This window comes from Rhizobium sp. 01N447_2 (genome assembly GCF_056399245.1).
In genome coordinates, this window is sequence record NZ_JBFTQY010000025.1 from 17,733 (window position 1) to 43,229 (window position 25,497).

Annotated in this window: 22 protein-coding genes; 15 read left to right on the plus strand and 7 right to left on the minus strand. The window is 61.8% G+C overall.

Going from position 1 to position 25,497, the window contains the following annotated elements:
* Positions 1–3 precede the first annotated feature (3 nt).
* From AC1ECN_RS18645 to AC1ECN_RS18655, 3 genes are all read right to left on the minus strand, one after another.
* Positions 4–3,651: a hydantoinase B/oxoprolinase family protein gene (locus AC1ECN_RS18645; protein WP_130672604.1), complete on the minus strand. Its 3,648-nt coding sequence runs from the start codon at positions 3,649–3,651 to the stop codon at positions 4–6.
* A 90-nt stretch (positions 3,652–3,741) separates the two neighbouring features.
* Complete coding sequence (locus tag AC1ECN_RS18650; protein ID WP_130672603.1) at positions 3,742–5,016, minus strand: MFS transporter; 1,275 nt, start codon at positions 5,014–5,016, stop codon at positions 3,742–3,744.
* Between the two features lie 149 nt (positions 5,017–5,165).
* Positions 5,166–5,975, minus strand: a complete 810-nt coding sequence (locus tag AC1ECN_RS18655; RefSeq protein ID WP_130672602.1) for a putative hydro-lyase — start codon at positions 5,973–5,975, stop codon at positions 5,166–5,168.
* Positions 5,976–6,082: 107 nt separating this feature from the next.
* Here AC1ECN_RS18655 and AC1ECN_RS18660 point away from each other — a divergent pair, with 107 nt between their 5' ends.
* From AC1ECN_RS18660 to AC1ECN_RS18675, 4 genes are all read left to right on the plus strand, one after another.
* Positions 6,083–6,985, plus strand: coding sequence for a LysR family transcriptional regulator (locus AC1ECN_RS18660; RefSeq protein WP_024322017.1), 903 nt, complete (start codon positions 6,083–6,085; stop codon positions 6,983–6,985).
* Positions 6,986–7,277: 292 nt separating this feature from the next.
* Positions 7,278–8,984 carry a biosynthetic-type acetolactate synthase large subunit gene (gene ilvB / locus AC1ECN_RS18665; protein WP_130672601.1) on the plus strand — a complete coding sequence of 569 codons (1,707 nt, stop codon included), beginning with the start codon at positions 7,278–7,280 and terminating at the stop codon, positions 8,982–8,984.
* Positions 8,985–9,231: 247 nt separating this feature from the next.
* Positions 9,232–12,474, plus strand: a complete 3,243-nt coding sequence (locus AC1ECN_RS18670) for an adenylate/guanylate cyclase domain-containing protein (protein WP_130661611.1) — start codon at positions 9,232–9,234, stop codon at positions 12,472–12,474.
* Between the two features lie 74 nt (positions 12,475–12,548).
* Positions 12,549–13,229 (plus strand): peroxiredoxin-like family protein, encoded by a 681-nt coding sequence (locus AC1ECN_RS18675; protein ID WP_018069530.1) that lies wholly within the window; start codon positions 12,549–12,551, stop codon positions 13,227–13,229.
* A 72-nt stretch (positions 13,230–13,301) separates the two neighbouring features.
* Here AC1ECN_RS18675 and AC1ECN_RS18680 read toward each other — a convergent pair whose 3' ends face one another.
* Positions 13,302–13,856 carry a cytochrome c gene (locus AC1ECN_RS18680; RefSeq protein WP_026170699.1) on the minus strand — a complete coding sequence of 185 codons (555 nt, stop codon included), beginning with the start codon at positions 13,854–13,856 and terminating at the stop codon, positions 13,302–13,304.
* A gap of 215 nt (positions 13,857–14,071) precedes the next feature.
* On the opposite strand from AC1ECN_RS18680, the gene AC1ECN_RS18685 reads away from it, so the two are divergent.
* From AC1ECN_RS18685 to AC1ECN_RS18720, 8 genes are all read left to right on the plus strand, one after another.
* Complete coding sequence (locus AC1ECN_RS18685; protein WP_018069532.1) at positions 14,072–14,575, plus strand: cytochrome b; 504 nt, start codon at positions 14,072–14,074, stop codon at positions 14,573–14,575.
* 224 nt (positions 14,576–14,799) lie between these two features.
* A complete protein-coding gene (locus tag AC1ECN_RS18690; RefSeq protein WP_018069533.1) occupies positions 14,800–15,207 on the plus strand; it encodes a hypothetical protein in 408 nt (135 codons plus the stop codon).
* 94 nt (positions 15,208–15,301) lie between these two features.
* Positions 15,302–15,529, plus strand: a complete 228-nt coding sequence (locus AC1ECN_RS18695; RefSeq protein ID WP_018069534.1) for a hypothetical protein — start codon at positions 15,302–15,304, stop codon at positions 15,527–15,529.
* Positions 15,526–16,992: a TolC family protein gene (locus AC1ECN_RS18700; RefSeq protein WP_130672600.1), complete on the plus strand. Its 1,467-nt coding sequence runs from the start codon at positions 15,526–15,528 to the stop codon at positions 16,990–16,992. The genes AC1ECN_RS18695 and AC1ECN_RS18700 overlap by 4 nt, the downstream gene beginning before the upstream one ends.
* Positions 16,993–17,005: 13 nt before the next feature.
* Positions 17,006–18,352: a multicopper oxidase family protein gene (locus AC1ECN_RS18705; protein WP_130672599.1), complete on the plus strand. Its 1,347-nt coding sequence runs from the start codon at positions 17,006–17,008 to the stop codon at positions 18,350–18,352.
* Positions 18,353–18,385: 33 nt separating this feature from the next.
* The gene (locus AC1ECN_RS18710; RefSeq protein ID WP_130661602.1) at positions 18,386–18,865 is read left to right on the plus strand and encodes a cupredoxin domain-containing protein; all 480 of its coding nucleotides are present in this window, start codon (positions 18,386–18,388) and stop codon (positions 18,863–18,865) included.
* A gap of 23 nt (positions 18,866–18,888) precedes the next feature.
* The gene (locus AC1ECN_RS18715) at positions 18,889–19,176 is read left to right on the plus strand and encodes a copper-binding protein (protein WP_130661601.1); all 288 of its coding nucleotides are present in this window, start codon (positions 18,889–18,891) and stop codon (positions 19,174–19,176) included.
* Between the two features lie 56 nt (positions 19,177–19,232).
* A complete protein-coding gene (locus tag AC1ECN_RS18720) occupies positions 19,233–19,694 on the plus strand; it encodes a DUF411 domain-containing protein (protein ID WP_130661600.1) in 462 nt (153 codons plus the stop codon).
* A gap of 31 nt (positions 19,695–19,725) precedes the next feature.
* Here the strand turns inward: AC1ECN_RS18720 and AC1ECN_RS18725 are convergent, their stop codons facing one another.
* The 3 genes from AC1ECN_RS18725 to AC1ECN_RS18735 form a co-directional block, all read right to left on the minus strand.
* A complete protein-coding gene (locus AC1ECN_RS18725; protein WP_130661599.1) occupies positions 19,726–20,094 on the minus strand; it encodes a hypothetical protein in 369 nt (122 codons plus the stop codon).
* A gap of 140 nt (positions 20,095–20,234) precedes the next feature.
* Positions 20,235–21,743, minus strand: coding sequence for a winged helix-turn-helix domain-containing tetratricopeptide repeat protein (locus tag AC1ECN_RS18730; protein WP_130747510.1), 1,509 nt, complete (start codon positions 21,741–21,743; stop codon positions 20,235–20,237).
* Positions 21,744–21,911: 168 nt separating this feature from the next.
* Positions 21,912–22,823, minus strand: a complete 912-nt coding sequence (locus AC1ECN_RS18735; RefSeq protein ID WP_130672598.1) for an agmatinase — start codon at positions 22,821–22,823, stop codon at positions 21,912–21,914.
* 215 nt (positions 22,824–23,038) lie between these two features.
* On the opposite strand from AC1ECN_RS18735, the gene AC1ECN_RS18740 reads away from it, so the two are divergent.
* The 3 genes from AC1ECN_RS18740 to AC1ECN_RS18750 all read left to right on the plus strand — a co-directional run bounded on the left by AC1ECN_RS18740 (position 23,039) and on the right by AC1ECN_RS18750 (position 25,491).
* The gene (locus AC1ECN_RS18740; RefSeq protein ID WP_130672597.1) at positions 23,039–24,205 is read left to right on the plus strand and encodes an MFS transporter; all 1,167 of its coding nucleotides are present in this window, start codon (positions 23,039–23,041) and stop codon (positions 24,203–24,205) included.
* Positions 24,206–24,322: 117 nt separating this feature from the next.
* Positions 24,323–24,814 (plus strand): MarR family winged helix-turn-helix transcriptional regulator, encoded by a 492-nt coding sequence (locus AC1ECN_RS18745; RefSeq protein WP_130672596.1) that lies wholly within the window; start codon positions 24,323–24,325, stop codon positions 24,812–24,814.
* Positions 24,811–25,491: a GNAT family N-acetyltransferase gene (locus AC1ECN_RS18750; RefSeq protein WP_130672595.1), complete on the plus strand. Its 681-nt coding sequence runs from the start codon at positions 24,811–24,813 to the stop codon at positions 25,489–25,491. The genes AC1ECN_RS18745 and AC1ECN_RS18750 overlap by 4 nt, the downstream gene beginning before the upstream one ends.
* Positions 25,492–25,497 lie beyond the last annotated feature (6 nt).

Sequence of the window (25,497 nt, forward strand, 5' to 3'; positions counted from 1 at the left end):
CACTCATCCGCTGAGTGGAGCCCCATAGCCGCCGCCGGTCGGGGTGACGATGGTGATCGCCTCGCCTTCATCAAGCCGCGTCTGCGCACAGCCTGGCAGCAGCTCGATTTTCTGGTCGAGCCGGCGCACGAGGTTTCTGCCGGTTTCGCCCGCTTCGCCGCCGGCGAGGCCGAACGGCCTGACGGTGCGGTGCCCGGAGAGGATCGCGCAATCCATCGAGCGCCGGAAACGGATCGTGCGGCTGGTGCCGTCGCCGCCGTTCCAGTGTCCTTTGCCCCCTGAACCTTCGCGTATGTGGAAATCCTCGAGCACGACGGGAAAGCGCAGTTCGAGGATTTCCGGATCCGTCAGGCGCGAATTCGTCATATGGGACTGAACGCCGGCAACGCCTGAAAACCCCTCGCCTGCCGGAGCGCCCGAGCATAGCGTTTCGTAATATTGGTGCGTCTCATTTCCGAAGGTCAGATTGTTCATCGTCCCTTGTGACGACGACAGCTTACCGAGCGCCCCAAAGAGACAATTGGTGACGGCCTGGCTCACCTCGACGTTTCCGGCGACGACTGCCGCCGGGCGGCGAGGTGCAAGCATTGACCCTTCCGGGACGATGATTCTGATCGGCCGCAGGCAGCCTGCATTCATCGGGATATGGTCTTCCACGAGGACACGGAAGACATAGAGGACCGCCGCGCGGGTGATCGGTTCCGGGGCATTGAAATTGTCCGGCTGCTGTTGCGATGTGCCGGTAAAGTCGACCGTCGCTTCGCGTTTCGTGCGGTCGATGCTGATGCGGACCTTAATCTCGCATCCCTGGTCCATCGGATAGGTGAATTCGGCATCGTCAAGGCGAGCGATCAAGCGGCGGACACTTTCTGCCGCATTGTCCTGCACATGCGCCATATAGGCTTCGACGACGTCGAGGCCGAACCGATCGACCATCTTTCCGAGTTCGTCGGCGCCCTTACGGTTGGCGGCGATCTGCGCCTTGATATCCCCGATGTTCTGGCCGAGATTGCGCACCGGGTGGAGTGCTCCCGTCAGCAGTTCGGCAAGTTCAGCCTCCCGAAAACGGCCCCGGTCCAGGAGCTTGAAGTTGTCGATATAGACGCCCTCTTCATCGATGGTGCGGGCGTTCGGCGTCATCGATCCCGGCGCGATGCCGCCAATGTCGGCATGATGGCCGCGGGATGCCACCCAAAACAAGATTTCATTGTCCTCGGCGTCGAAAATCGGGGTGCAGACCGTGATGTCAGGCAAATGTGTGCCACCGTTATAGGGTGCGTTGATGGCGAAGACATCGCCGGCATGGATGATCGGATTGCCGGTGATGATCGCCTCCACCGAGCGATCCATCGACCCCAGGTGCACCGGGACATGCGGGGCATTGGCGACGAGCGCGCCATGACGATCGAAGATCGCGCAGGAGAAGTCGAGCCGCTCCTTGATGTTGACGGACGATGCCGTGTTTTGCAGCGTGAAGCCCATCTGCTCGGCGATCGACATGAAGAGGTTGTTGAATATTTCGAGCATGACCGGATCAGCCGCCGTGCCGAGCGCCAGTGACCGCGATCTGGCGATTTTGCGTTCGAGGACAATATGATCCTTGGCTGTCAGCGTGCCTGTCCAGCCGTCTTCGATCACGATGGTCTGGTTAGGCTCGATCAGCAGGGCCGGACCTTCGACGACATTTCCGGAGGAAAGTTGCTCGCGGCGATAGACCGGCGCCGCGTGCCACCGCCCCTCGGAAAAGAAGCGCGTGCGGGTGGCGGGATCGAGACGGACATTGTTGGTGACTGCGTTTGCCTCCGGTTCCACGCTCCGGCCTCCCCCGACCGCCTCGATGGCGAGCGTCTCGACGATCATCGGTTTGTCATGATCGACAAAACCGAAGCGGGACTTGTGCGCGACTTCGAAGCTCTGTTTCAGCGCATCGACGTCAAAATGGCTTGGCGCAATGCCGGCTTCTGTCGCGGTGATCCGGGCAGCGGTGGTTTCCAATGCGGTGTCGGCACCGGCATAACGGATATGCAGCCGCAGATGAACAGTGGTCTCGGAGGCATCGATGCCCTGTTCACGGACCTCGCGGAACGCCGCTTCTGACAATGGCTGCGCTGCCGTGACGATTGCCGGGATGCTCTCGGCATGAAGAGGCAGATCGAGCGAGGCCTGGCGCATGGCGTGGATGTCAGCAAGCCCCATGCCATAAGCGGACAGCAGGCCTGAGAATGGATGGACGAGGACTTTCGTCATCCCGAGTGCATCCGCCACCAGGCACGCATGCTGGCCACTCGCCCCGCCGAAGGCGTTCAAGGCATAGGTGCTGACATCGTATCCCCGTGCGATCGAGATCTTCTTCACGGCTTCCGCCATATTGGCGACGGCAATCTTCAGGAAGCCGTCGGCCACCTCCTCGCCGCTGCGCCCATCGCCGATCTCCTCGGCGAGTGCGTCGAAGGCGGTCTTGACCACAGCGTAGTCGAGAGGCTGATCCTGGCTTTCACCGAAGATCGCCGGAAACATGACGGGTATCAGCTTGCCGACCATGATATTGGCATCGGTGACGGCAAGTGGCCCATCCCTGCGGTAACCCTTGGGGCCTGGATGGGCGCCGGCAGATTCCGGGCCGACGCGGAAACGTGCGCCGTCATAGCGCAGGAGCGATCCGCCGCCGGCTGCGACCGTGTGGATCTGCATCATCGGTGCGCGCATGCGCACGCCGGCGACCTGGGTTTCGAATGTCCGTTCATATTCTCCGTCGAAATGGGCAACATCCGTGGAGGTGCCGCCCATGTCGAAGCCGATCACTTTTGCAAAACCGGCTTCCGCGCCGGTCTGCGCAAGGGCGACCACACCGCCCGCAGGTCCGGATAAAATGGCGTCCTTGCCCTGGAACAGGCTGGCGGCGGTCAATCCGCCCGACGAGGTCATGAAGGTCAACCGAGCTCCGGTCCGCTCGAGATCGAGTTCTTCCGTCACCTGCGCCACATAGCGGCGCAGGATCGGCGAAAGATAGGCATCGACGACCGTCGTGTCGCCGCGACCGACGAATTTCACCAGCGGCGAAACTTCGTGGCTGACGGAAACCTGCGGAAAGCCCATCTGGCGGGCGATGGCAGCGATCGCCTGCTCATGGCTTGGATAGCGGTAAGCATGCATCAGCACGATGGCAATGGATTTGAAGCCACGTGCGGCGATCTCTTCGACGGCTTTGCGGGCTTCCTCTTCGTTCAATTCCTTCTCGACTTCGCCATCGGCCAGAACGCGCTCGTCGATCTCGGCGACGAAACCGTAGAGCAGTTCCGGTTTGACGACGTGCTTGGCGAAAATATCGGGCCGCGCCTGGTAGCCGATCTCCAACGCATCGCGGAAGCCGCGCGTTGTGATGAGGGCAGTTGGCTCGCCCTTGCGCTCCAGGAGGGCATTGGTCGCAACCGTGGTTCCCATGCGCACCTCGCCGATGGCGCCGGCCGGTATCGGTTCACTCGCATCAAGGCCCATCAACGCCCTTATGCCGGCGACGGCCGCATCCCGGTAGGCGCTGGGATTTTCGGACAGCATTTTGCGGGCATGCAGGCGGCCTTCGGCGTCGCGTCCGATGACATCGGTGAACGTGCCGCCGCGATCGATCCAGAAATCCCAGTGTGATTCACTCATGACTTGACCATCCGCGCGGAAAGCACGGTCCTTGTTTCATCGATTTGGGAAAGAGGCGGATTGCAGCGCCTGCCGCAATCCGGCAAGGCGTCAGTCGGCTGCCAGTTCCTTGCCTTTGGTCTCGGGCAGGATGAAAGCGGCGATGATGACCAGCAGGTAGGCGACGACGGCGAATATGGCGATTGCCTTGCCGAGCGGCATGGTAGCCGTCGCGATGCCCACCAGCGTCGGGTTGAGGGCGGCGACGCCGCGGCCGAAATTATAGGTGAAGCCCTGCCCTGCCGCACGCGTGCGGGTCGGGAAATTCTCGGTCAGAAAGGCGCCCATTCCCGCGAAGATGCCGGAAGCGAAGAAGCCCAGGGGGAAGCCGAGAAACAGCATCAGCGTGTTGTTGATCGGCAGGTAGGTATAGATCATGACAGTGACCATCGCACCGATCGCAAACAGCACGAACTTCTTGCGGCGGCCGATGATGTCGGACAAATAGGCGCCGGTGACATAGCCGAAGAACGAGCCGATGATGATGACGGCGAGGTAGCCGCCGCTACCGATGATGCTCAAGTGCCTTTCCGTCTTGAGGAAGCTCGGCAGCCAGGTGGCGATTGCATAATAGCCGCCTTGCGCACCGGTGGTCATCAACGACAGCAGCATGGTCCGGCCGAGCATCGCGGGGGCGAAGATTTCGGTGATGCGCACGACCTCGCCGGAGGCTTGCAGCTTCTTCTGCGAGGCGGTGTAGACCTCCGGCTCCTGAATGAACCGCCGCACGATGATGGCGAGAATGGCCGGTGCCAGCCCAGCCCAGAAGAGCCCGCGCCAGGCCTCTTCCTGCGGCATCAGGCTGAACAGGATGGTGGACAGCAAAACGGCCGCACCCCAGCCGACAGACCAGGCACTTTGCACCATGCCGACCGCTTTCCCACGGTGCTTGGCTGCGATCACCTCGGCCATCAGCACCGCGCCGGCCGACCATTCGCCACCAAAACCAAGCCCCATCAGCGCACGGCATACGAGAAGCTGTTCGAAATTTTGGGCAAAGCCGCTGAGGAAGGTGAATACGGCGAACCAGATCACCGTGATCTGCAAGGTGCGCACCCGCCCGAAGCGGTCGGCGAGAATGCCGGCAAACCAGCCGCCGAGTGCGGAGGCAAGAAGCGTCACCGTGGCGATGATCCCGACATCGGTGTTGGAAATTGCAAGCGTGGCAATGATCGCCGGTATTGCGAGGCTGTAGATCTGGACATCGAACGCATCCAGCGCGTATCCGGAAAAGCACGCCCAGAATGTGCGTTTCCCCGGCTGCGTCAGTTCACCATACCAGCTTCGCGGCTCGGCACGCGTTGAGACGGCGTAGTTGTCTGTCATGTCATTCCCCTTTTCGTTGTTGAGTTTGCCATGGCCCCGCGATTTTCCCAGTTCTTATTGGCGGGGCGTGATTGTCCAATCCTGTTCTAAATTAGATAGTTGGAGCATGGTGTTATCCGAAAACCGCTCATGTTTTTCGGCATCACGCCTTAGAAAGTGATGAGGGCCGCGTTCGGCTTGTCCGTGACCAGCATGCAGCCGGGCGCATGCGTGATTGCGAATTTCGGGCGGGCGGCCTCAATGACGGCTTGCGGCGTCACCCCACATGCCCAGAAGACCGGCATTTCGTCGGGCATGATGCGGGTCGGATCGCCGTAGTCTGGTCGCTCGAGGTTCATAATTCCGATGGACGCGGGTAAGCCGATGTGAACGGGTGCGCCATGCACTGCCGGCATTCTCGAGGTGATCTGGACCGCCCGGATGGCGTCGGCTGGGGCGAGCGGCCGCATGGAGACGACCATCGGGCCGGAAAGCGGTCCCGCCGGGACACATTCGATATTCGTCCGGTACATGGCGACATTGTGCCCTTCGGCGACGTGGCGAAGCCCTATGCCATTTGCGATCAGCGCTTCTTCGAACGAGAACGAACAGCCGATGGCGAAGACCACGAGGTCGTCGCTCCAGAGATCGCTAATGTCAGTTGGCTCGGCGGCCAGTTCGCCATCTTGCCAGACGCGGTATCTCGGCACATCCGTCCGGATGTCGAGATCGACGCCCAGGTCCGGAATGCGCGGCGAGCCTTTTTCGGATATGCCGACAAGCGGACATGCCTTGGGATTGCGCACGCAAAAGCGCAGGAAATCATCCGCCAGCGCGCTCGGCAGGATGGCGAGATTGGCTTGGACGTAGCCGGGGGCGGTGCCACTTGTTTCCTTCGTCCAGCTGCCATTCCTGGAGGCGGCCCGCATGGCGAGTGGATTGGAGAAAGTCTGCTCCTGACGGTTCGATACTATGTTCATGGAGACACCTCGTTTTCTTCGGATACAAGCATCGGCAAAAACGCGATAATTTCAAATTGTCATTTTTCATGAATATCGATAAATTCTATTTATCAGAGGAACGATGCATGGTGGATTTCAAGGCGCTGGAAACGGTGTTGTGGATTGCGCAGCTTGAGAGCTTCCGAGCCGCTGCCGAAAAGCTGAACACGACCCAACCGGCCATTTCCGTTCGGGTGGCGCAGTTGGAGGAGGAACTCGGGACCCAGCTATTCGATCGGTCTAGCCGGACATTGTCGGTCACGCCCGCCGGACGACAGGTGCTGACCTATGCCGACCGGCTGCTTCGGCTCCGGGCCGAAATGCTCCACGCGGTCGCCGACCGAACCCATCTCGGCGGTACATTCAAGCTGGGTGTGGCAGAGACGATCGTCCACACGTGGCTTCCGAGCTTCCTCGAACAGGTGAGCAACACCTACCCCAAGCTTGCGCTGGAGATCGAGGTCGATATTTCGACCAATCTGCGCGAGCGGTTGCTCCAGCAGAAAATCGATCTGGCGTTTCTGGTCGGACCATTGAGCGCTCCTGCCGTCATTCAACGCCAACTGTGCCGGTTTCCGGTGAGTTTTGTCGCCAGCCCGAAGGTCAAGGCCGATCTCAAGGACGGTTCGCTGGAGGAAATCGCGCGTTGGCCCATCCTCACCTTCGCGCGCAACACCCAGCCCTATGTGCAGGTAACCGAACTGTTTTCAGATCCCGCCCTGCCGACGCCCAGAATCTACGCGAGTTCGTCGCTCGCCACGCTGATCCGCATGGCATTGGACAGTTTGGGCATTGCTGTTATTCCGCCCGCCATTGTCGCGCTCGAACTCGCGGCCGGAAGACTGGTGGCCCTCGATATCTCCCCCAAACTGCCTGATCTTCAATTCGTTGCCGGCTGGCTCGGAACGCCTGACCGGCGCACATTGGAGGAAGTGGTCGAAATCGCTTCCCGAGCGATAGAACGAGCAGAGCTTGCCTTTGGTCGATAGGCTGGCGAACGGATCGCCCCTGCCCTTGGGTCGTCACTGATCGAACCACTGATCTCAAATATTCTCAACCACAGATACAATCTGCGCAGAGACGACGTTGACGACGTGTAGATTTGGAGCTAGTTCTACTGCCCATGAAAATCGCAGTGGTTCTCGTAGTGGTGATATCGCGCATGGGCAGGACGATCTGATCGTCCGGCAATAGCCACCCATGCGCCGAAAACAGGTCCCTGACGGGGCCTTTTTTTATGCCCCGTCGCACCCATCACCTCACTCACGACGGAACCCAGATATGACCGGCGAGAAAGCCAACTCTTCTCTAAACAACCCTTCTGATCGTCGCATGAACGGCGGCGAGATCGTTCTGCAAGCGCTGCGCGAAAACGGTGTCGAACACATTTTCGGTTATCCCGGCGCCGCGGTGCTGCCGATCTATGACGAAATCTTCCAACAGGAGGACATCAAACATTTCCTGGTGCGCCATGAGCAAGGCGCCGGACACGCAGCCGAAGGCTATGCCCGCTCGACCGGAAGAGTTGGCGTCATGCTGGTGACATCGGGGCCAGGCGTTACAAATGCGGTTACGGCGCTGCAGGATGCCCTTATGGACTCCGTTCCGCTCGTCTGCCTCGCCGGCCAGGTGCCGACAAGTCTGATCGGCACGGACGCTTTTCAGGAATGCGATACGGTCGGCATCACCCGCCCCTGCACAAAGCACAATTTCCTCGTCCAACACATCGACGATCTCGCCAAAACGATCCATCTGGCTTTCCGGATCGCGGCGGCCGGTCGGCCCGGTCCTGTTCTCGTCGACATGCCGAAGGACGTGCTCTTCGCCAGCGGGACCTACGTCTCACCTGACAAGGTAGCTCCGCTGCCGAGCTACCAGCCGGCAATGCAAGGCGATCAAAACGCGATCCGAGCGGCGGTCGCATTGATGGCCGAAGCCCGGCGCCCCATCATCTATACCGGCGGCGGCATCATCAATTCAGGACCGGAGGCATCGAGATTGTTGCGCGAGTTCGTCGACCTAACCGGCTTTCCCGTAACGTCCACCATCATCGGGCTTGGAGCCTACCCCGCCACCGGGCCGAACTGGCTGCGGGTCGCCGGACAGGACGGCTCGCATGAAGCCAATATGGCAATTGGCGAGTGCGACCTGATGGTCGCCATCGGCGCGCGGTTTGACGATCTTGCGATCTCGCGCGTCCATGAGTTTTCGCCTCACTCGAAGAAAATCCAGATCGATATCGATGCCTCGTCGATCAACAAACGCGTTCTCGTCGACATCGGCGTTCAGGGCGACGCCGCGCATGTGCTGGCGGGCATGATCCATGCCTGGCGGTCGCTTTCCACCGTGCCCGACCAGAAGCGGTTGCGAGCGTGGTGGACGGAGATCGATCATTGGCGAGCTCGCCATTCGCTTTCCTACGAGCGGCTGGACCATGCAATCATGCCGCAACATGCCCTGGAGCGCCTGCATGCGCTGACAAAGCCGCACGACCCCATCATCGCCACGGAGATCGGTCAGCAGATGTGGGTGGCGCAGTTCTTCGGTTTCGACAAACCCAATCGCTGGATTACCTCAGGGGGATTGGGGACGATGGGCTTCGGTCTTCCTGCCGCGCTGGGGGCGCAGATCGCAAATCCCGGCCGCCTTGTCATCGATATTGCCGGCGATGCTTCGGTGCAAACGACGATGAAAGAGCTGTCGACGGCGATACAGCATCAAGCGCCGATCAAGATTTTCGTCTTGAGCGATGAGCATCCGGGCATGGCGCAAGAATGGGATCCCATGCCGGATGGCAACAGTCGAGCGCGCTCTTATTCGGCCTCACTGCCCGATTTTGCCAAGCTCGCAGAAGCCTATGGCGCCGTCGGCCTTCGTTGCGAGAACCCTACCGAACTCGATGCCAGGATTGAGGAGATGATCAATGTGGACCGGCCTGTGCTCTTAGACTGCCGGGTTGCAAGGCTCGCCGACGCCCATTCGCAGTGACGGCGGATAATCGAACACCCGAAAAAGCAACCGTGCAATCCTGCAGCAGCAGCACCGGTAAATCCATCCGTTCGTCAATGCTCATGACGCCAAGATCGCCGTTCTCAAGCTACCGAAGCTGTCGCCAGATCCGCCGCTTGTTTAGTGCTTGCGGGCCTGGGTCAGCAGGTTCATGCTTGTCCCCTGTCTGAGGCCTGCTGGTTGCGGCTGAAATAGCCGTACATCGGGGTTTCGTGAGATGCGTCCGATGGAGTGCAGCGGCTGCGGGTTTGATATTCAGAGCGGTTTTGCTTTCTGTCCGCGATGCGGCGCGAAGCAACCACTCTCCTGTGCTGCCTGCGGCCATCCTTGTCAGCCCGATTTTGCCTTCTGCCCCCGATGTGGTGCGTCGATACCAGGCACAGCGCAACCCGCATCGAAGCCGAAGATCGAGTCGGTACTGTCTAAATCGGAGGGCGATGCCGACCGGCGGCCGGTGACCGTGCTCTTTGCCGATCTCTGCGGCTTCACGACGCTGAGCGAGCAGATCGACCCTGAAGTCATGCGGGTGCTGCAGAACGAATTGTTCGAAGAGATGACCCAGGCAGTCGAAGCCTATGGCGGCTTCGTCGACAAGTTCGTCGGCGATGCGCTGCTGGCGCTGTTTGGCGCGCCGGTCGCTCATGAGGACGATCCGGTCCGGGCGCTCGGTGCCGCACTGGATATGATCGGTCGGGCGACGCAGGTCGGCGAGCGCTGGCACGCACGCGCCGGCGTACCGCTGCGTCTGCATATCGGCATCAATAGCGGCCCGGTCGTCACCGGTGGCTTCGGTGCGGTCAGTGCAAAATCCTATTCGGTGACCGGCGATACGGTGAACACCGCCCAACGCCTGCAATCCATGGCCGGCGAAAACGATATCCTCGTCGGGCCGCTGACCTATCGCCTCACCCGCCATGCCTTTGCCTTCGACAGTCTCGGCGCGCAGGCGTTGCGCGGCAAAAGCGGAAACGTCCTTGTCCATCGGCTGACAGGGCTGTCGGAAGCGCCGCATACGGCGCGCGGGCTCGAAAGTCTCGGCCTTCAGGCACCGATGATCGGACGGGATACGGAAATGTCGCGGTTGCTGACGTGCCTCGATCTTGCCTGCGGTGGCGCAGCACAGCTTGTCCGCCTGATCGGCGAAGCGGGCATCGGCAAGTCGCGGCTGGTCAACGAATTCGTCGCGATCGCCGGCAATGCCGCCCGTTTCCAGGGCCTCGCCATCCGCAAAGCGACCTGCTCTCCTCTCGGCGAACAATCCTATGGCACGCTCGGCGCGGTCGTGCGCAGCGCCTACGGCATCGGCGAGCGGGACGATCTCGACAGGGCGCGGCAATTGCTGGCAACGGGGTTCCGCGCGCTCGATCTGACACAGGAAGAGGTCGAGGGACTTCTGCCGCTCTTTCTGCATGTCCTCGGCCTCGGCGATCCCGATGGCGCGTTGCGGTACATCGAGCCGGAGCAGTTGCGGCGGCAGATCTTCTATGCCGTCCGCACCGTCTTCGAGCGGCGGCTGGCGCAAGGTCCCCTGCTGCTTGTCATCGAGGATCTGCATTGGGCGGACGCCGCCTCGCTGGAAGTGCTTCGCTTCATGATGGACCGGCTGGAGCGCAGCCGGTTGATGCTGCTTGCGATCTACCGGCCGACATCGCAGACCGACCCACTGGACTCCAATCGTGTCAGCGTCACCGTGCAGCGTCTTGCCCCACTCTTTGCGGCCGACGGGCAGAAGCTGCTTGCTGCGTTTTTTGGCGAGAGCTATGCCAAGTTGCCGGTGACGATGCGCAAGCGCATCCTCGACCGCGCCGGCGGCAATCCGCTTTTCATCGAAGAAATCCTTCGGGTGCTGATCGACATGGGCACGTTGCACAATGACGGTCAGCACTGGCAAGTTGCCGCCGAAGACACGGATGTCGATATCCCGGTGAACCTGCAAGCCCTGTTGCTTGCCCGTGTCGATCGTCTGCCGCAGGAGATCAGACGGTTGGCACAGGAGGCGGCGGTGGTCGGCCCCAAGTTCGATACTGCCCTGCTTCGCACCATCGCCACAGATCCGGCCGCCATCGACGCGGCATTGGATCATCTCTGCGATGCCAATATCATCGAGGAATTGCGCGGACCCGATGCCGGCGGATCGCCGGGATATCGCTTCAGCCAGACACTGATGCACGACGTCATCTATCACAATCTCCTACTGCAACGGCGCATGGAGCTTCATCGACGGATCGGTCAGGTTCTGGAACGTCAATATGGCGCAGCACCCGACCGGCCCGAGCATCTGGCGCAGCTCGGCCATCACTTCAGCCTGACCACCGAAAAGGCCAAGGGGGCCACCTATCTGATGGCGGCGGGCGATCTGGCGCGCAAAACCTACGCCAATGACGATGCGATGCGCCTCTACCGTCAGGCCCTTGCGGCCCTCGCAAACGAGGCGGAGGTGACACCAGAGCAACTCGCGCTGCTGGAGCGTCTTGCCGATCTCTGCGGTCCCGCGGGCCTCCGCGACGTTGCCTTGAACCATTATCAGCGAGCGCTTGCGATCCACCGCAATAACAACCCTATCGCCGCAGCGCGGATATTGCGCAAGGTCGGCCGTTTGCATCTCGATGCAGGGCGCCGCGATCAAGCGGAGACACACTTGGCCGAAGCCGAAGCGATAATCGCAACAATCGATGCGCCGGTCGAACGTGCACATGTTCTGCAGGAGCGCGGCCATCTGGCCTTCCGCATGGGGGATCAGGCCGCCGCCGCCGAGTGGGCGACGCAGGCACTGCAATGCCTGCAAACGCTGCCGATCGACGGGACGACCGAGGCCGGACGGGAGACAGCGCGAGCGATGGCGGAGGCGCTGAACACCAAGGGTGCGGCCTTTGCGCGGCTCGGACGTCGCCGCGAGGCCGTGCAGGAAGTGGAGCGCAGCCTCTCGGTCGCCGAAAAGGCCGATCTGCAAAGTGCTGCCTGCCGCGCCTATTCCAACCTCGGCGTTCTCTACACGATTGTCGATCCGGCCAACGCCATCAAGATCTGCCGGCGCGGACTGGAGCTTGCGACCCGTATCGGCGATCTCGGCTTCCAGGCGCGCCTTCTCGCCAACCTCGCAGTTGCCTGCTGCACCTTCACCGATCGCTGCGCCGCCGAGGGTGTACCGGCTGCGGAAAAGGCTGTCGAAATCGACCGTGCGCTCGATCAGCGCGACCATCTCTCCGTGCCGCTGATCGTGCTGGGCCAGATTCATCAATGCCACGGGCAGCCGAAGCTAGCTCGTAAGTATTACGAGGAAGCCCTTGAGGTTGCGAAGGAAATTGATGAACCGCAACTGCTCTTTCCGTGCTATGATGGCTTGGCGACACTCAGCCTTGAGCATGACGACATGGACGAGGCGGAACGGTATTTCACGCTGGCACAGGATGTGTGCATCCGCCACAACCTCGATCCAGGCACGCTCGTCGTCTTGCCGTTTCTCGACTGACCTGTCCTCGTTGCAGTGATCGCCGGAGATCGATTTGGCAAATCGATTCAAAAACATAAAGGGAGGAACGAAACATGCAGGAGAACCACGCCGCAAGACCATTGCAGCCGGGAGATCGCGCGCCGAACGTGGTGCTGGATGCGATCACGCGCCAGGGCAAGGTCGCCATCGACGATTTTCGCGGCCAGAAGCCGGTGCTCGTCGGGTTGTTTCGCGGATTGCATTGCCCGTTCTGTCGCCGGCAAATTGCCGCCATGGCGGAACTCACCGACGCATTGCAGGAGAAAGGCATCGACAGCCTGACCGTCGTCAACACGCCGATCGAGCGTGCCCGTCTCTATTTCCGCTACCATCCGCTTCCCAATCTGCTGGCGGCCTCGGACCCGGAACGGGTATCGCACAGGGCCTTCGGCCTGCCGAATCTTCAGTTCACCGAGGCCGAGAATGACTGGCCGCACAAGATCAGCATGGATGCGGTGACGTCGATGCGCATCGACATGCCGGGCGAGCTTCCAGCGCCCATGGACCTGATGGCAGCGATGGAATTCCTCGACAAGGCGGATGGCTATGAATTTACCGAGGATGACAAGCAGATGAACGCCACCGGCCACGGCCAACTCGTCGGCGAATTCCTGCTCGATCGGGATGGCGTCGTGCGCTGGTGTTTCACGGAAGTCGAGGAGGATGGCCGCCATATGTTCGGCGGTCCTGCCCCTCGGGAAGTGATGTCGGCAGCGTCGAACATGGCTGTTTGAAGCGCATGAGGCGTGCTTGAAAGGTCGGACGCTTGAACAAGGCGAGCAATTCCCGGTCCCGCATGATCGCCCTTATTCCATCCTGAATTTGGCGTGGCAGGTCGTGCAGGTCTGGAGCATGAGGTGGAACGCGTGTTCCGCCGGCATTGCCAGCAGTTCCTGCTCGTTGCGGACGTGAGTACCGAAAGGACCGCCGCCCATGGCCTCTCCGGGCTTCATGCGCATGCTGGCAGTCATCGGCCCGGGGTTCTTCTGCGCGGCGGCATCCAGTGCGACGGCGTAGTCGCGCAGGTCGTTGGCGATACGGTCGAACCGGTCGCGCTCGTTAAGGATGTTCGGCCCGGCCTTCGACTGCAGATTGGCGGTCTCGGACGCGAAGTGTCCTGAGAGAACGATGCCCGACCTTTCGCGGATCGTGTCGGCAGCCCACCTGAACTCGGCAGCCTTGTAGCTCGTCGGATCCTTGAACATGCCGGAGATCGTCTTTGCCGCCGCGGCCATGGCCTTCATGTCCGCCTGCCGAAGAGCCACGACATCCTCGGCTGCCGGCAAGGGGACTGCCGTGATCAGCACAGCTTCCACGACGGCGAGCAGTCCGAATATGTTCACGAATATGGTCCGTCCCATAAAGCTGCGTTCCGAATCCAAGATCATGCCGCTTGCTTACCGATATCCGTTCTCATCTGGGCAGCAAAAGGGCGAACACTCTCTCCGATCACACCGCCATCTTGCGGCAGCTCTCGGCGCGCTATGCGCAGCCTTCTGTGGCGGCTTGGCAACGGCCCGATCAGGAAGCGTTAACCGCCGCCGATTAGTCTGCGGCTCTCGCTGGGAGAGGATTGATGAAAGGTGGCTATTCGCTGGCCCAGATAGGGCTTCACTGGCTGATCGCCCTCATGGTGCCAGTCCAGTATCTGACGGGTGGCAGCATCGGGAGAATCCACCACGCCGTCCACATGGGGATGATGCCATCGCCTTCGGACGTCTTCCAACACCAGCTCCACAACTATGCGGGAATGGCGATCGGCCTGTTGATGGGCGTACGCCTGGTTCTTCGTGTCCTTCACCCGCCCGAGACCGGCGCGCCCGGCACATGGACCGGGCGAGCCGCCGCGACGCTTCATCACGCCTTCTACGCCGCAATCATCGGACAGGCCTGCATGGGATTCGTCGCGAGCTACTTCTGGTTCGGGATTGCGCCGTACCACGTTGTCGGGTCGAGGATCATCCTGGCGATGGTCGCGCTGCATCTCGCCGCGGCGATCTGGCACACGCTCGTCGTCCGTGACGAGACGGTCGACCGGATGCTGCTGCCGCGCCGGAAGCGGTCAGCCGACAATCTGTAAAGTGGCCAAAGGGACGGATGTTGGAGCGCCTCCTCGCTGACTGGAAACCAGCGCCGGCCCCGACTGCATCGGCAATATCGTCACCGCCCTCGCCCCTCTCCTCACCTTCCGATCGAACCAATTCCGGCTGCCTTGCGTGATGTTCGCCACATAAAGGACCCGAACATCGAGGACAAAGAGGTCGGCAATTGAAATCGAGCTGCTTTGCATGTAGCTCGTTGGGCATGGGCAAGATGTACCGAATCATATTGAGCAAGCTGCTCCTGATGATGCGGCTGGTGATCATCGTATCACTGGCGGGGTACTCGCTGTCGAATGCCAACGCCGCGATGCACGGCTCCTCGTTTCCCAAGCTGGACGTCGTCGCCTCGGACCTGACACCGTCCCACGAGGGCCACGACACGGCGCAGACGGCCCGTCACGACCATTCGCATGGCGACACCTCCAATGATGCCGATGGCGTATCGAAGCTGGTCAAGCAGGAATGCTGCAAGGATTTCTGCGGCGGGCTTGGCATCATTTGTGAAGGTCCCGACGTCGGCGGACCCATCGTGAATTCCATCCGGGAATTTATTGACGACCGGACGACCCTTGGGGAACTTCCGCCTCTCCACCGTCCCCCCAATATCTGAATAGAGACGCGCCCGCTCGATCGGGTCCAGTCGGTCGCCTGCCCCGCATTCGGGCGGGCGCACCGTAGGCTATCTCTTATTCGGAAATTTCATAATGAAACCCTCGCTCTTCGTGGTGGGGCTGCCGCTTCTTGTCGGCAGCTGCGCATCCACGCTTCCTCCCGACGTGGTGGCGTCCCCCGCAGCGGTCGAACAGCCGTCCGCGCGCCCGGCCGCATACCGGTCGCCGATCTCGGGCTACGTCACCAGGCAGCCCGTCGACCCCAAGCCATGGCGTAGACTGAACGATCTGCAGTCTCCAGCGAATGGAGACGCCTCATGATCGAGCCTAGAAGAACAATGGTGGCGCTGATATTCCCGCTGGTGTTGAGCGGCTGCGCCACGGACGCCGACTATTCCAGCAAGGAAGCGGGCTTCACCGCCGTTTTCAACAAGACCGCCACTGTCACGGCGAAAGAGACCGTCTGGATCCAGAACCAGAACCAAGCCCGGTCGGCGGCCGCGCAGGTGAGAAGTCTGCTCGCGCGAAGGAAGACCCTCGACGTCGAAACATCCGTCCAGATCGCGCTGCTCAACAACAAGGGTCTGCAGTCCGCCTACGCCGATCTTGGCGACAGCGCCGCTGACGCCTGGCAGTCGACGATGTTCCTCAACCCGACCGTCTCCATCGGCACGACCGGCATGGGGACGCCGGAGCTGGGGGCGTTCAAGACGATCGAGGGAATGATCACGACGAACATCCTGGCGCTCGCCACGAGGAACAGGGATATCGCGATCGCCGACACTCGCTTTCGGCAGTCGCAACTGACCGCGGCCGTGAAGACGCTTCAGGTCGCCGCCGACACCCGGCGGGCCTGGATCGGCGCGGTCGCGGCCTGGGAGAACGTCGGGCAGCTGCAGCGCGCGCAGGAGGCGGCGGACGCCGCTTCCGAGCTCGCGGAGAAGCTGGGCGAGACCGGTGCGATGACCAAGGGCGCCCAGGCCCGCGAACATGTGTTCGTTGCTGAACTCGCCGGAGAGACAGCGAAGGCCCGGCTGGCGGCCCGTCTCGCCAAGGAGGAGTTGACGCGGCTGATGGGCCTCTGGGGCACCGACCTGGACTACCAGGTTCCCAACGGCCTGCCCCCGCTACCCAAGTCCGTCGTCAGGCGAGACACCATCGAGGCCGAAGCACTCCGAAATCGGATAGACCTCCAGGTCGCAAAGCTCGAACTCGAAGCCACTGCCAGATCGTATGGCCTGACCGAAGCAACGCGCTATGTCACCGACCTCGAAATCCTGACGGGCTTCGAAACGGAACAGGAAATCGAGGACGACGAGAAGAAGACCAGGACGACCGCTCAGGTCGAACTGGAGTTCGCAATCCCGATCTTCGATACGGGCAAGGCCCGGATGCGCAAGGCTGAAGTGGCATACATGCGGGCGGCGAATCTGCTGGCGGAGAAGGCCGTCAATGTCCGGTCGGAGGCGAGATCGGCATACGAAGCCTACCGCTCGAACTACGATATCGCGCGGCACTACCGCAACGACGTCGTACCGCTGCGCACCAAGGTCGAGGAAGAATCCCTGCTGACCTACAACGGCATGATCTCGAACACCTTCGAGCTGCTCACCGACACCCGTGACAAGATCAACTCCATCCTGCTCTCCGTCAACGCAAAGCGCGACTTCTGGCTGGCCGAAGCCAACCTGGCGCCTGCGATCTACGGCGGCGGCGCGACGAAGGCGTCGGCAGAGACCGAGGTCGCCGCTGCTTCCGAAAGCAGCGCTGGCGGCGGTCATTGAGAAAGGACACACCATGTTCAACAGACGACAACTTTTTGGAGCCAGCGCCACTCTGCTCACCGCAGCCGCCTGGACGAAGACGTCGGCGATGGGCCTGCCCGACGCACCGACAATGGAATCGGCGGACATGCAGCCGCCACTCCACCCGGCCTCCGGTCCGGACTATCAGCCGGTGGTCACCCTCAATGGCTGGACCCTGCCCCACAGGATGAACAACGGCGTCAAGGAGTTTCACCTCGTCGCCGAACCAGTCGAGCGCGAGATGGCAGACGGCATGACCGCCTATCTCTGGGGCTACAACGGACAGTCGCCGGGGCCGACCATCGAGGCGGTCGAAGGCGACCGCGTCCGCATCTTCGTGACGAACAAGCTGCCGGAGCACACCACGATCCACTGGCACGGGATGCTCGTGCCATCGGGCATGGACGGCGTCGGCGGGCTGACGCAGCCGCACATTCCGGTCGGCAAGACCTACGTCTACGAGTTCGACCTCGTGAAATCCGGCACTTTCATGTACCACCCGCATTCCGACGAGATGGTGCAGATGGCCATGGGCATGATGGGCTTCTTCGTCGTCCATCCCAAGGATCCGACGTTCATGCGCGTCGACCGCGACTTTGTCTTCCTGCTCAACGCCTACGACATCGATCCCGGCTCCTATGTGCCGCGGATCATGGAGATGACCGACTTCAACATGTGGTGCTGGAACAGCCGCGTGTTTCCGGACATCAGCCCGCTCGTCGTTTCCAGGAACGACAGGGTGCGGGTGCGAGTCGGCAACCTCACCATGACGAACCATCCGATCCACATGCACGGCTACGATTTCGAAGTGACATGTACCGACGGCGGCTGGGTGCGGCCGGAAGCGCGGTGGCCGGAGGTGAGCATCGACATCCCGGTCGGCGCGATGCGTGCCTACGAGTTCGATGCCAAGTACCTCGGCGACTGGGCGATCCACTGCCACAAGTCGCACCATACGATGAACGCCATGGGTCACGACATCCCGACCTTCATCGGTGCGGACAAGTCGAAGGTCGCCGAGAAGATCAGGAAGCTGCAGCCGGAATACATGCCCATGGGAACCAAAGGCATGGCCGACATGGGCGAAATGGAAATGCCCATCCCCGAGAACACGGTTCCCATGATGACCGGCTGGGGGCTGCATGGTCCGATCGAAATGGGCGGCATGTTCTCGGTCGTGAAGGTCCGCGAGGGCATCTCGGCGGACGACTACTCCGATCCCGGCTGGTACGAAAACCCACCGGGAACACAGGCCTGGGAGTGGATCGGCGAACTACCGGACGCGACCAGGACCAAAGACGCGAAGACGCAAATCACGCCGAAGCCGACAAACGGCTGAGGCCTAAACTCCCACGTCAAAAAGGATCTACGCATGAAGAACTTTGTAATGGCACTGGCGCTGTTCGCCCTCGCAACCCCTGCCCTAGCTTCCGGCAATCACGCCGGCGGCCACGGTGAAAAAATGGCTGTTGGAGAACCCGGCGACAAGGCCAAGGCGACGCAGACGGTCCGCGTCACGATGAAGGAAACCGAAGATGGGAGGATGATATTCACCCCTGCCGTCTTCACTGTCCGCAAGGGGCAGACAGTCAAGATCGCGATCAAGAATGCCGGAACCGTCGACCACGAATTTGTGCTCGATCAGGAGGACAAGATTCTGGAGCATAAGAAGGTCATGGAGAAGTTCCCCGAGATGGAACATGCCGATGCCAATTCCATCCGCCTTCCGGCCGGTCAATCCGGCGAGATCGTCTGGAAGTTCACCACCGACGGCGAGTTCAAGTTCGCCTGCCTGATCCCGGGCCACTACGAAGCCGGCATGCACGGCGACGTCACCGTCGCTGGGAAATAATCCGCAAAAAAGGAGCCACGAACGTGAAAACTGCCACAATCAAAATCAGCCTAGCCGCCCTGCTCTCTGCCAGCGCGGCCTTCGGTGCTTTCGCCCAGGAATTCACCAAGGGTGTCGTCAACAAGGTAGACGCCAAGGCGAAGAAGGTCACCATCAAGCATGAGGATCTGAAGAACCTCGACATGCCTGCGATGACAATGGTCTTCCGGGTCGAAGACTCGGCTCTGCTCGAAAGACTGAAGGAAGGCTCGAACATCGAGTTCGTCGCCGAACGCGTGAATGGCAAGCTGACCGTCACTGAAGTAAAATAGTGGGCTCCTGCCGCCCGGCCCCGATCCGGGCGGCAGGACATCAAGGAGTGGAGACGATGTACAGGAGAAGCTTCATTACAATGGCGGCATCCGCCCTGGCGTTCTTTGGCAGAGGGGTACACGCCGCCGCGCCGGCGAAGATGACGGTCTACAAGGATCCCAGCTGCGGCTGCTGTCATGAATGGTCGAAGGCAATGGCGGCAGCGGGATTTTCGGTCGACGCCCGCGACACCGACGACCTTGCAGCGCTCAAGGCGCGGTTGGGCGTGCCCGCCGACGTGCAGGGATGCCACACCGCCGTCATCGAGAAATACTACCTCGAGGGACACGTGCCGCTCGAGGCCGTCCGACGCCTGTTGCAGGAGCGGCCGCCAGTCCGAGGGCTGGCCGTGCCGGGCATGCCACCTGGGTCCTTGGGAATGGGCGACGATCCGCAGGCGTCCTATGCTGTGTATGCGGTCCCCTCGGGAACCGGCGCGCCATACGTGTTCATGGAGGTTCGTCCCCGGAAGGCCTGATGCCCTCGATCAATCAAGGCCGAGATGCCGCTCAGGAAACTGGAGCGGTGCAGAGCGCTGCCCAGAGATCATGCTTCCAGTCGGTTCCCGACCGCGCCGACACGTCAACCGTATAGTCGGCGGAATTGATCCGCACCATGGCGGGCGAAACGCAGCGCACGCTCGCCTCGTGTCTTCCTCCGTCCCGATAGATCACTGTCCCGCCACCGTCGAATTCCGAGAGTGTGATGACGACGTCGAAATCAAAGGCGGGATCGCGGGCGGGCCCGCCCCCGGCCAGACCGAGACTGACCGAGCGGCTGCCGCCGAACGAAGCGGTGTGGAAGACGACATGCCCAGACGCCGCCGACATGGATACGGACTGCGCGCAAAGGATCAGAGACAGAAGGACTCGGCGCATTTTCCCCTCCCGTGGTCAATGCATCCTGATCTTATCATATCCGCGGAGGCTCTGCGACGATGCAGAGCCTCCGCGGGCAGGTCTTCCGGTATCGATGACGCGGGAGACGACCGGCCCGCCGTCTTTGAGGCGTGCCGGTGCTACTCGGGAAGACCGGCCTTGCGGTAGCCATCGACGAAATGCGCAAGCGTCCGAGCATCGCGGAATGGCTCGGTCGCAGCCCAGTGGCGGGTTGAAAAACGCGGGTTGGCAACGAGGAACAGTTCGACCTCGGCGCGCGCCTCGTCGAGCCGGCCGAGCTGGGCAAGGCTTGCCGCCAGGAAACGGCGTGAGCTCGTGCGATAGGTCTCGTCGCTGCGCAACGTCTCGACAGCGGCTGCGTATTGGCCGGCGGCATATTGCGCCTGGCCGAGCGTCAGATAGTACCAACTTGCCGGAAACGGGTTCAGCCGGAAGGCCTTTGCGATGTGTTCAAGGCCCTCCCCGACCCGCCCAGCCAGGACCGTGATGTCGGATAATGCCGCAAAGGTGTCGGCCTCGTTCGGGTCAAGCTCGATCGCCTTGGTGAATCCCGCATCCGCCTCGGCAAAGCTGCGCTCATAGGCGAGCAGGTAAGCCAGGACCCAGCGACAGCCGGCGTCGTTGGGGTCGATCGCGACCGCCTTGCGCGCCAGCTCCAAAGCAAGGCTTCGGGTGGGTTGCGTTGGTCCGGCTGAATGCACCTCTCCCATCCAGTGGTTCATGGCAAGCCAGCGATAGGCCTCGGCATAGTCGGGATCGAGCGAAATCGCGCGCGTCAGCATCAGATGCGCTTCCCGCGCCGCCTGCGGCGTGTCATCCATCAGCCTGCGCGCCCGCACGCAGAGATCATAAGCCTCGAGATTTTTGGGCCGGTTTCGCGGCGGCAGTGCGCGCAGCCGGCCGAGCAGCGCCTCGATGATCTTGGCCGTCACCTCATCCTGAACAACAAAGATATCGTCCAGGCTGCGATCGAAGCGTTCCGCCCATAGATGATCGCCACTTGCCGCATCGACCAGCTGAGCGTTGATGCGCACGCGCGCCTCGACGCGTCTTGCGCTGCCCTGCAGCAGGTAGCGCACGCCGAGTTCCTCGGCGATCTCGCGTACATCCCTCGCTTTCCCCTTGTAGGCGAAGGCCGAGTTGCGGGCGATGACGAACAGGCCCGGTATCCTGGAGAGGTCTGTGATCAGGTCTTCGGTCAGCCCATCGGCGAAGGATTCCTGTTCGGGATCGTTGCTGATATTGACGAAGGGCAGCACTGATATCGATGGTTTGTCGGGCAGCGGCAAAGCTTTTCGCTTCACGCCGCCGAGCTGATTGATGGCCCCTGTGAAGCGGTAGCCGACGCGCGGCACCGTGGAGATCCATTCGCCGCCGTCGCCGGCCGGACCGAGCAGCTTGCGCAGCTGCGCGATCTGGACGGTGAGGTTGCCTTCCTCGACGATCCTGCCCGGCCAGGCCGCATCCATCAACTCGGCCTTCCCGAGGATTTCGCCGGGCCGCGCGACGAGTGCTGCAAGCAGCTTTATCCCGCGGTGGCCAACGGCAACGGGATCATCGTTCCGAAGAAGCGTTCCCGCAGCCGGATCAAGCACGAACGGACCAAAGGCAAAGCGCGATCTCTGCATAGGGCGCATCCTAGAGTCTTTAAAGCTTGGATGGAACTGTTCGTCCGCTTAGGCCGCGTGGCATCGAGGGGTGGCTACTGGCCGGGACGGAGCCTCGCCTGGGCAAGGTTGCCTACAAGCGAGAACGCACCGCACCACGCACTGCTTGCTGCCAGAGGAAGCAGGCTTTCAATCTTGCCGGACGATGGCGCCGACCGCATTGACGAGAATGCGCGCGGCGGTCAGGGCCGACAGGCCGTCTATGTCGGCGGGAGGATAGAGCTCGACAAGGTCGAATCCCACAATCCTCGCCCGCCTGCCGAGGCCAGCGATCAGGTCGATCACCTCAGTGTAGGTGAGACCGCCAGGAGAACGCGCCGCCACGCCCGGCATGATGCTGGGATCGATGCTGTCGCAATCGAGGGTGACGACGACCTGGGCTCCTTCCGGAATATGCTGGAGGGCGGCTTCGACGCCCTCGGCGTGAACCTCGCGAGCGGTCACAAAGCGGCTACCATAGTGCCGAGCCGCCTCGATGTCGGTAGCGCGCGCGCTGCCGACACCACGAAGACCGACTTGCACCATGCCGGCGACATGCGGCATCTCGCTCGCCCGACGCATCGGACTTGAATAGCCGTGGCGCTCGCCATGCACCTCGTCGCGCCAGTCGATATGGGCGTCGATCTGCAGGATCCAGACCGGCCCGTGATCCGCAAAGCCGGCGAGGAAGGGAATGGTCACGGAACAATCGCCGCCGACTAGGATCGGTACGGCGGGCATTGACAGGACATCGCGCGTCTTCGCCTCGATCCGGGCACGGTTGCCGGCATTGTCATGCAGGGTGGTTGGAATGTCGCCGGCGTCGATGCAGGAGACCGGCCCGCCACCGAACAGCGGGCCGCCGAGATCGAAATCCCAGTGCTCGACGAGCCCGGCATCGTCCTGGCTCGCAGCGCGGATCGCATGAGCGGCCAGGGCGTAGCCGCTGCTGTCCTTGCCGGGATAGGTGCTGCCGTAAGCGGCTGCGAAGATCACCACACGGGGCGAACGCCCATCGGCAAGGTGAGCGGGAAGGCCGAGAAAGGAAGGTGAAGCGGTCATTCCAGATGATCCTGATGATGTCCGGCGGAATTTTGGTGGTGATGGCTTGCGGTCGGGGCAAAATTTGATGCTGACCTGTTTAGTCCCTTTGGACGTTTTTGAGAACTTTTTGGAAAAACTTAAGTACGACGCTCCCCGCCTCCTGCAGAATTCATCCTCCTTGACGTTGAGGCTCACCCGGACCTTCAACCATACGGTCTGACGAGGACATCTGCATGACTGCCGAAAGCATCACATCACCGCGCGTGGATCGGATCCCCTGGGCAGCAATGGTGGGTATCATCGCGACCGTCACGGTGTTCGCCGTGGCACAGGGGCTGACCTATCCGCTGCTGAGTTTCATCCTAGAGCGGCAGGGAACGACATCGGGCCTGATCGGCTTGTCGGCGGCGATGACGCCGCTGGGTTTCATTATATCAGCGTCGTTCATTCCGGTGCTTTCGCGGCGTGTCGGCGGAGGGCGGCTTGCGATCCTGTGTTCGATCCTGGCCGCCCTCACCCTATTTGCAATTGCCTGGATGCAGGACGTATGGGCCTGGATGCTGCTGCGCTTCCTGCTCGGCTTCTTCGCCAATCCGCTTTACGTGATCAGCGAGACCTGGCTGATCTCGCTCACGCCGGCGTCACGCCGGGGCCGTATCATGGGCCTCTATTCATCGATCGTTTCGGGTGGGTTCGCCATCGGCCCACTGTCGCTCGGCCTTACCGGCGCCGAGGGTTGGCCGCCCTTCATGATTGGTATGACGGCCTTCCTTTTCTGCGGCCTGATCGTGCTTGCCGTCGCCCCTCGTCTGCCCGGCATGCCTGATGAAGGCGAGGCAACATCGGTCGGCAGTTTCTTCCCACTGGCGCCGCTGCTGTTGTTTGCGGTTTTCACGGCTGCCGCCTTCGAGCAGATCCTGCTTTCCCTGTTCGCGGTCTATGGCGCAGCGCTCGGCAGCGCCGAAGAGCACATCGCCTCGCTCATCACCTGCTTCATCGCCGGCAATGCCGTGCTGCAGATTTTGCTCGGGCGCATCGCCGAACGGCTCGGCTCGACGCGGACGATGTTATTCTGCGTCTTGGCTTGCCTGGCCTGTTGCCTGCTGCTGCGGCCGGTCTTCGCCACGTGGCTTATCTGGCCACTGGTTTTCGTCTGGGGCGGGGTCTCGTTCGGGATCTACACCCTGTCGCTGATCCAGCTTGGCGAGCGGTTCACCGGCCAAGCCTTGATCGCTGGCAATGCGGCCTTCGCCTTGGTATGGGGTATCGGCGGCATCGTCGGCTCGCCGGCAACAGGACTGGCGATGCAACTGATCGGACATCAGGGTTTGCCATTGTCCCTTGGCCTGCTCAGCTGCGTGCTGGCGGTGTTTCTGACGGCTAGGAAGTGGCGGGGCTGATCGAGACATTTGCTCGTGCCGCCCTTCCCCCGGTTTCATCTGCCGGCCCTTTCCGCAGAAGAATTGCCATTTAATGCATAACATGTTATATAACATCCCATACAAATGGAGATCGGCATGGTCGAGGATGTGGTCCGAACGCTGGGATTTCTGTGCATGGGCAGCCGGCTGCGGCGCATCGGAGAGAGGCTGCAGGCCGATACGCAGCAGGTCATCGACGAGGCCGGTCTCAGCATCCAGGCGGGCCAATATCCATTCCTTGCGGCGATCGACCGGGCCGGACCGCTGACGATTGGCGAGCTCGCGCAGGCGGTGGGCATCACCCAGCCCGGCGCAACCCGGACCATCGGCCAGCTTCTCGAACTCGGTTACGTCGACATGCAGCCGGCACCGGACGATCAGCGTCGCAGACTGGTCTCGCTGACCGACAAGGGACAGGACCTCATCGATCATTCAAAGAAGGTGATCTGGCCGCGCATCGCCGCCGCCGTTGCCGATCTCTGCGGCGATCTCGACGGACCGATCCTCGAACAGCTGGCCGCCATCGAGGACGGGCTTGCGGTGGCGCCGCTTGCGCGCCGTAGCCCTGTCAAGGAGGAAACACCATGAAACATATCCTCGACCGGCCGATCTGGAGCGCATTGGAGACCGCGCATGCCGATCTTGCCGAAGGCGGCAAGTCCGCGCGGCGATACCCAGTCTCCATCGTACCCTTCGCGGCGTCCGCCGACGACACGCCGGAGAGCCTCGACGCCCTGGAGAACCTGCCTTCGCAGGCGGAGAGCATGATCCTCGTCGAATCAGGTCCGATCGCCATTCCACCGGGTCTTGCCATTGTCACGGAAGCATCGCTGGTCCAGATGGTAGCCGAGCGGCCCCATGAGAGGCTTTCGGATTCCCGCATCCAGCCGCTCACCGAGGCCGATGCCGCCGACATGCTGTCATTGGCGACACTGACCAAACCCGGGCCGTTCACGTTGCGAGCCCAGAGCCTCGGCAGCTTCTGGGGTATCAAGAGTGAAGGCCGCCTGGTGGCGATGGCCGGGCAGCGGATGCGGCAAACAGGCTTCATCGAGCTCAGCGGCCTTTGCACCCATCCCGATTTCCAGGGACGCGGCCTCGGCACCCTGCTCTTCCGTTTCGTTGCCGGCGAGATCGCATCCCGCGGCGACACGGCCTATCTGCATGCCTATGCGGCGAACACATCCGCCATTTCGCTTTACAAGACACACGGCTTCGCGCTTCGGTCGGAGATGAACATGCGCGTGGTCAAACGCCGGTCCTAAGCGGTG

Excerpts from the sequence above, each read along its gene's own strand:
- AC1ECN_RS18645 (WP_130672604.1), bottom strand. The coding sequence starts at position 3,651 with ATGAGTGAATCACACTGGGATTTCTGGATCGATCGCGGCGGCACGTTC.
- AC1ECN_RS18650 (WP_130672603.1), bottom strand. The coding sequence starts at position 5,016 with ATGACAGACAACTACGCCGTCTCAACGCGTGCCGAGCCGCGAAGCTGG.
- AC1ECN_RS18655 (WP_130672602.1), bottom strand. The coding sequence starts at position 5,975 with ATGAACATAGTATCGAACCGTCAGGAGCAGACTTTCTCCAATCCACTC.
- AC1ECN_RS18660 (WP_024322017.1), top strand. The coding sequence starts at position 6,083 with ATGGTGGATTTCAAGGCGCTGGAAACGGTGTTGTGGATTGCGCAGCTT.
- ilvB (WP_130672601.1), top strand. The coding sequence starts at position 7,278 with ATGACCGGCGAGAAAGCCAACTCTTCTCTAAACAACCCTTCTGATCGT.
- AC1ECN_RS18670 (WP_130661611.1), top strand. The coding sequence starts at position 9,232 with ATGGAGTGCAGCGGCTGCGGGTTTGATATTCAGAGCGGTTTTGCTTTC.
- AC1ECN_RS18675 (WP_018069530.1), top strand. The coding sequence starts at position 12,549 with ATGCAGGAGAACCACGCCGCAAGACCATTGCAGCCGGGAGATCGCGCG.
- AC1ECN_RS18680 (WP_026170699.1), bottom strand. The coding sequence starts at position 13,856 with ATGGGACGGACCATATTCGTGAACATATTCGGACTGCTCGCCGTCGTG.
- AC1ECN_RS18685 (WP_018069532.1), top strand. The coding sequence starts at position 14,072 with ATGAAAGGTGGCTATTCGCTGGCCCAGATAGGGCTTCACTGGCTGATC.
- AC1ECN_RS18690 (WP_018069533.1), top strand. The coding sequence starts at position 14,800 with ATGGGCAAGATGTACCGAATCATATTGAGCAAGCTGCTCCTGATGATG.
- AC1ECN_RS18695 (WP_018069534.1), top strand. The coding sequence starts at position 15,302 with ATGAAACCCTCGCTCTTCGTGGTGGGGCTGCCGCTTCTTGTCGGCAGC.
- AC1ECN_RS18700 (WP_130672600.1), top strand. The coding sequence starts at position 15,526 with ATGATCGAGCCTAGAAGAACAATGGTGGCGCTGATATTCCCGCTGGTG.
- AC1ECN_RS18705 (WP_130672599.1), top strand. The coding sequence starts at position 17,006 with ATGTTCAACAGACGACAACTTTTTGGAGCCAGCGCCACTCTGCTCACC.
- AC1ECN_RS18710 (WP_130661602.1), top strand. The coding sequence starts at position 18,386 with ATGAAGAACTTTGTAATGGCACTGGCGCTGTTCGCCCTCGCAACCCCT.
- AC1ECN_RS18720 (WP_130661600.1), top strand. The coding sequence starts at position 19,233 with ATGTACAGGAGAAGCTTCATTACAATGGCGGCATCCGCCCTGGCGTTC.
- AC1ECN_RS18725 (WP_130661599.1), bottom strand. The coding sequence starts at position 20,094 with ATGCGCCGAGTCCTTCTGTCTCTGATCCTTTGCGCGCAGTCCGTATCC.
- AC1ECN_RS18730 (WP_130747510.1), bottom strand. The coding sequence starts at position 21,743 with ATGCAGAGATCGCGCTTTGCCTTTGGTCCGTTCGTGCTTGATCCGGCT.
- AC1ECN_RS18735 (WP_130672598.1), bottom strand. The coding sequence starts at position 22,823 with ATGACCGCTTCACCTTCCTTTCTCGGCCTTCCCGCTCACCTTGCCGAT.
- AC1ECN_RS18740 (WP_130672597.1), top strand. The coding sequence starts at position 23,039 with ATGACTGCCGAAAGCATCACATCACCGCGCGTGGATCGGATCCCCTGG.
- AC1ECN_RS18745 (WP_130672596.1), top strand. The coding sequence starts at position 24,323 with ATGGTCGAGGATGTGGTCCGAACGCTGGGATTTCTGTGCATGGGCAGC.
- AC1ECN_RS18750 (WP_130672595.1), top strand. The coding sequence starts at position 24,811 with ATGAAACATATCCTCGACCGGCCGATCTGGAGCGCATTGGAGACCGCG.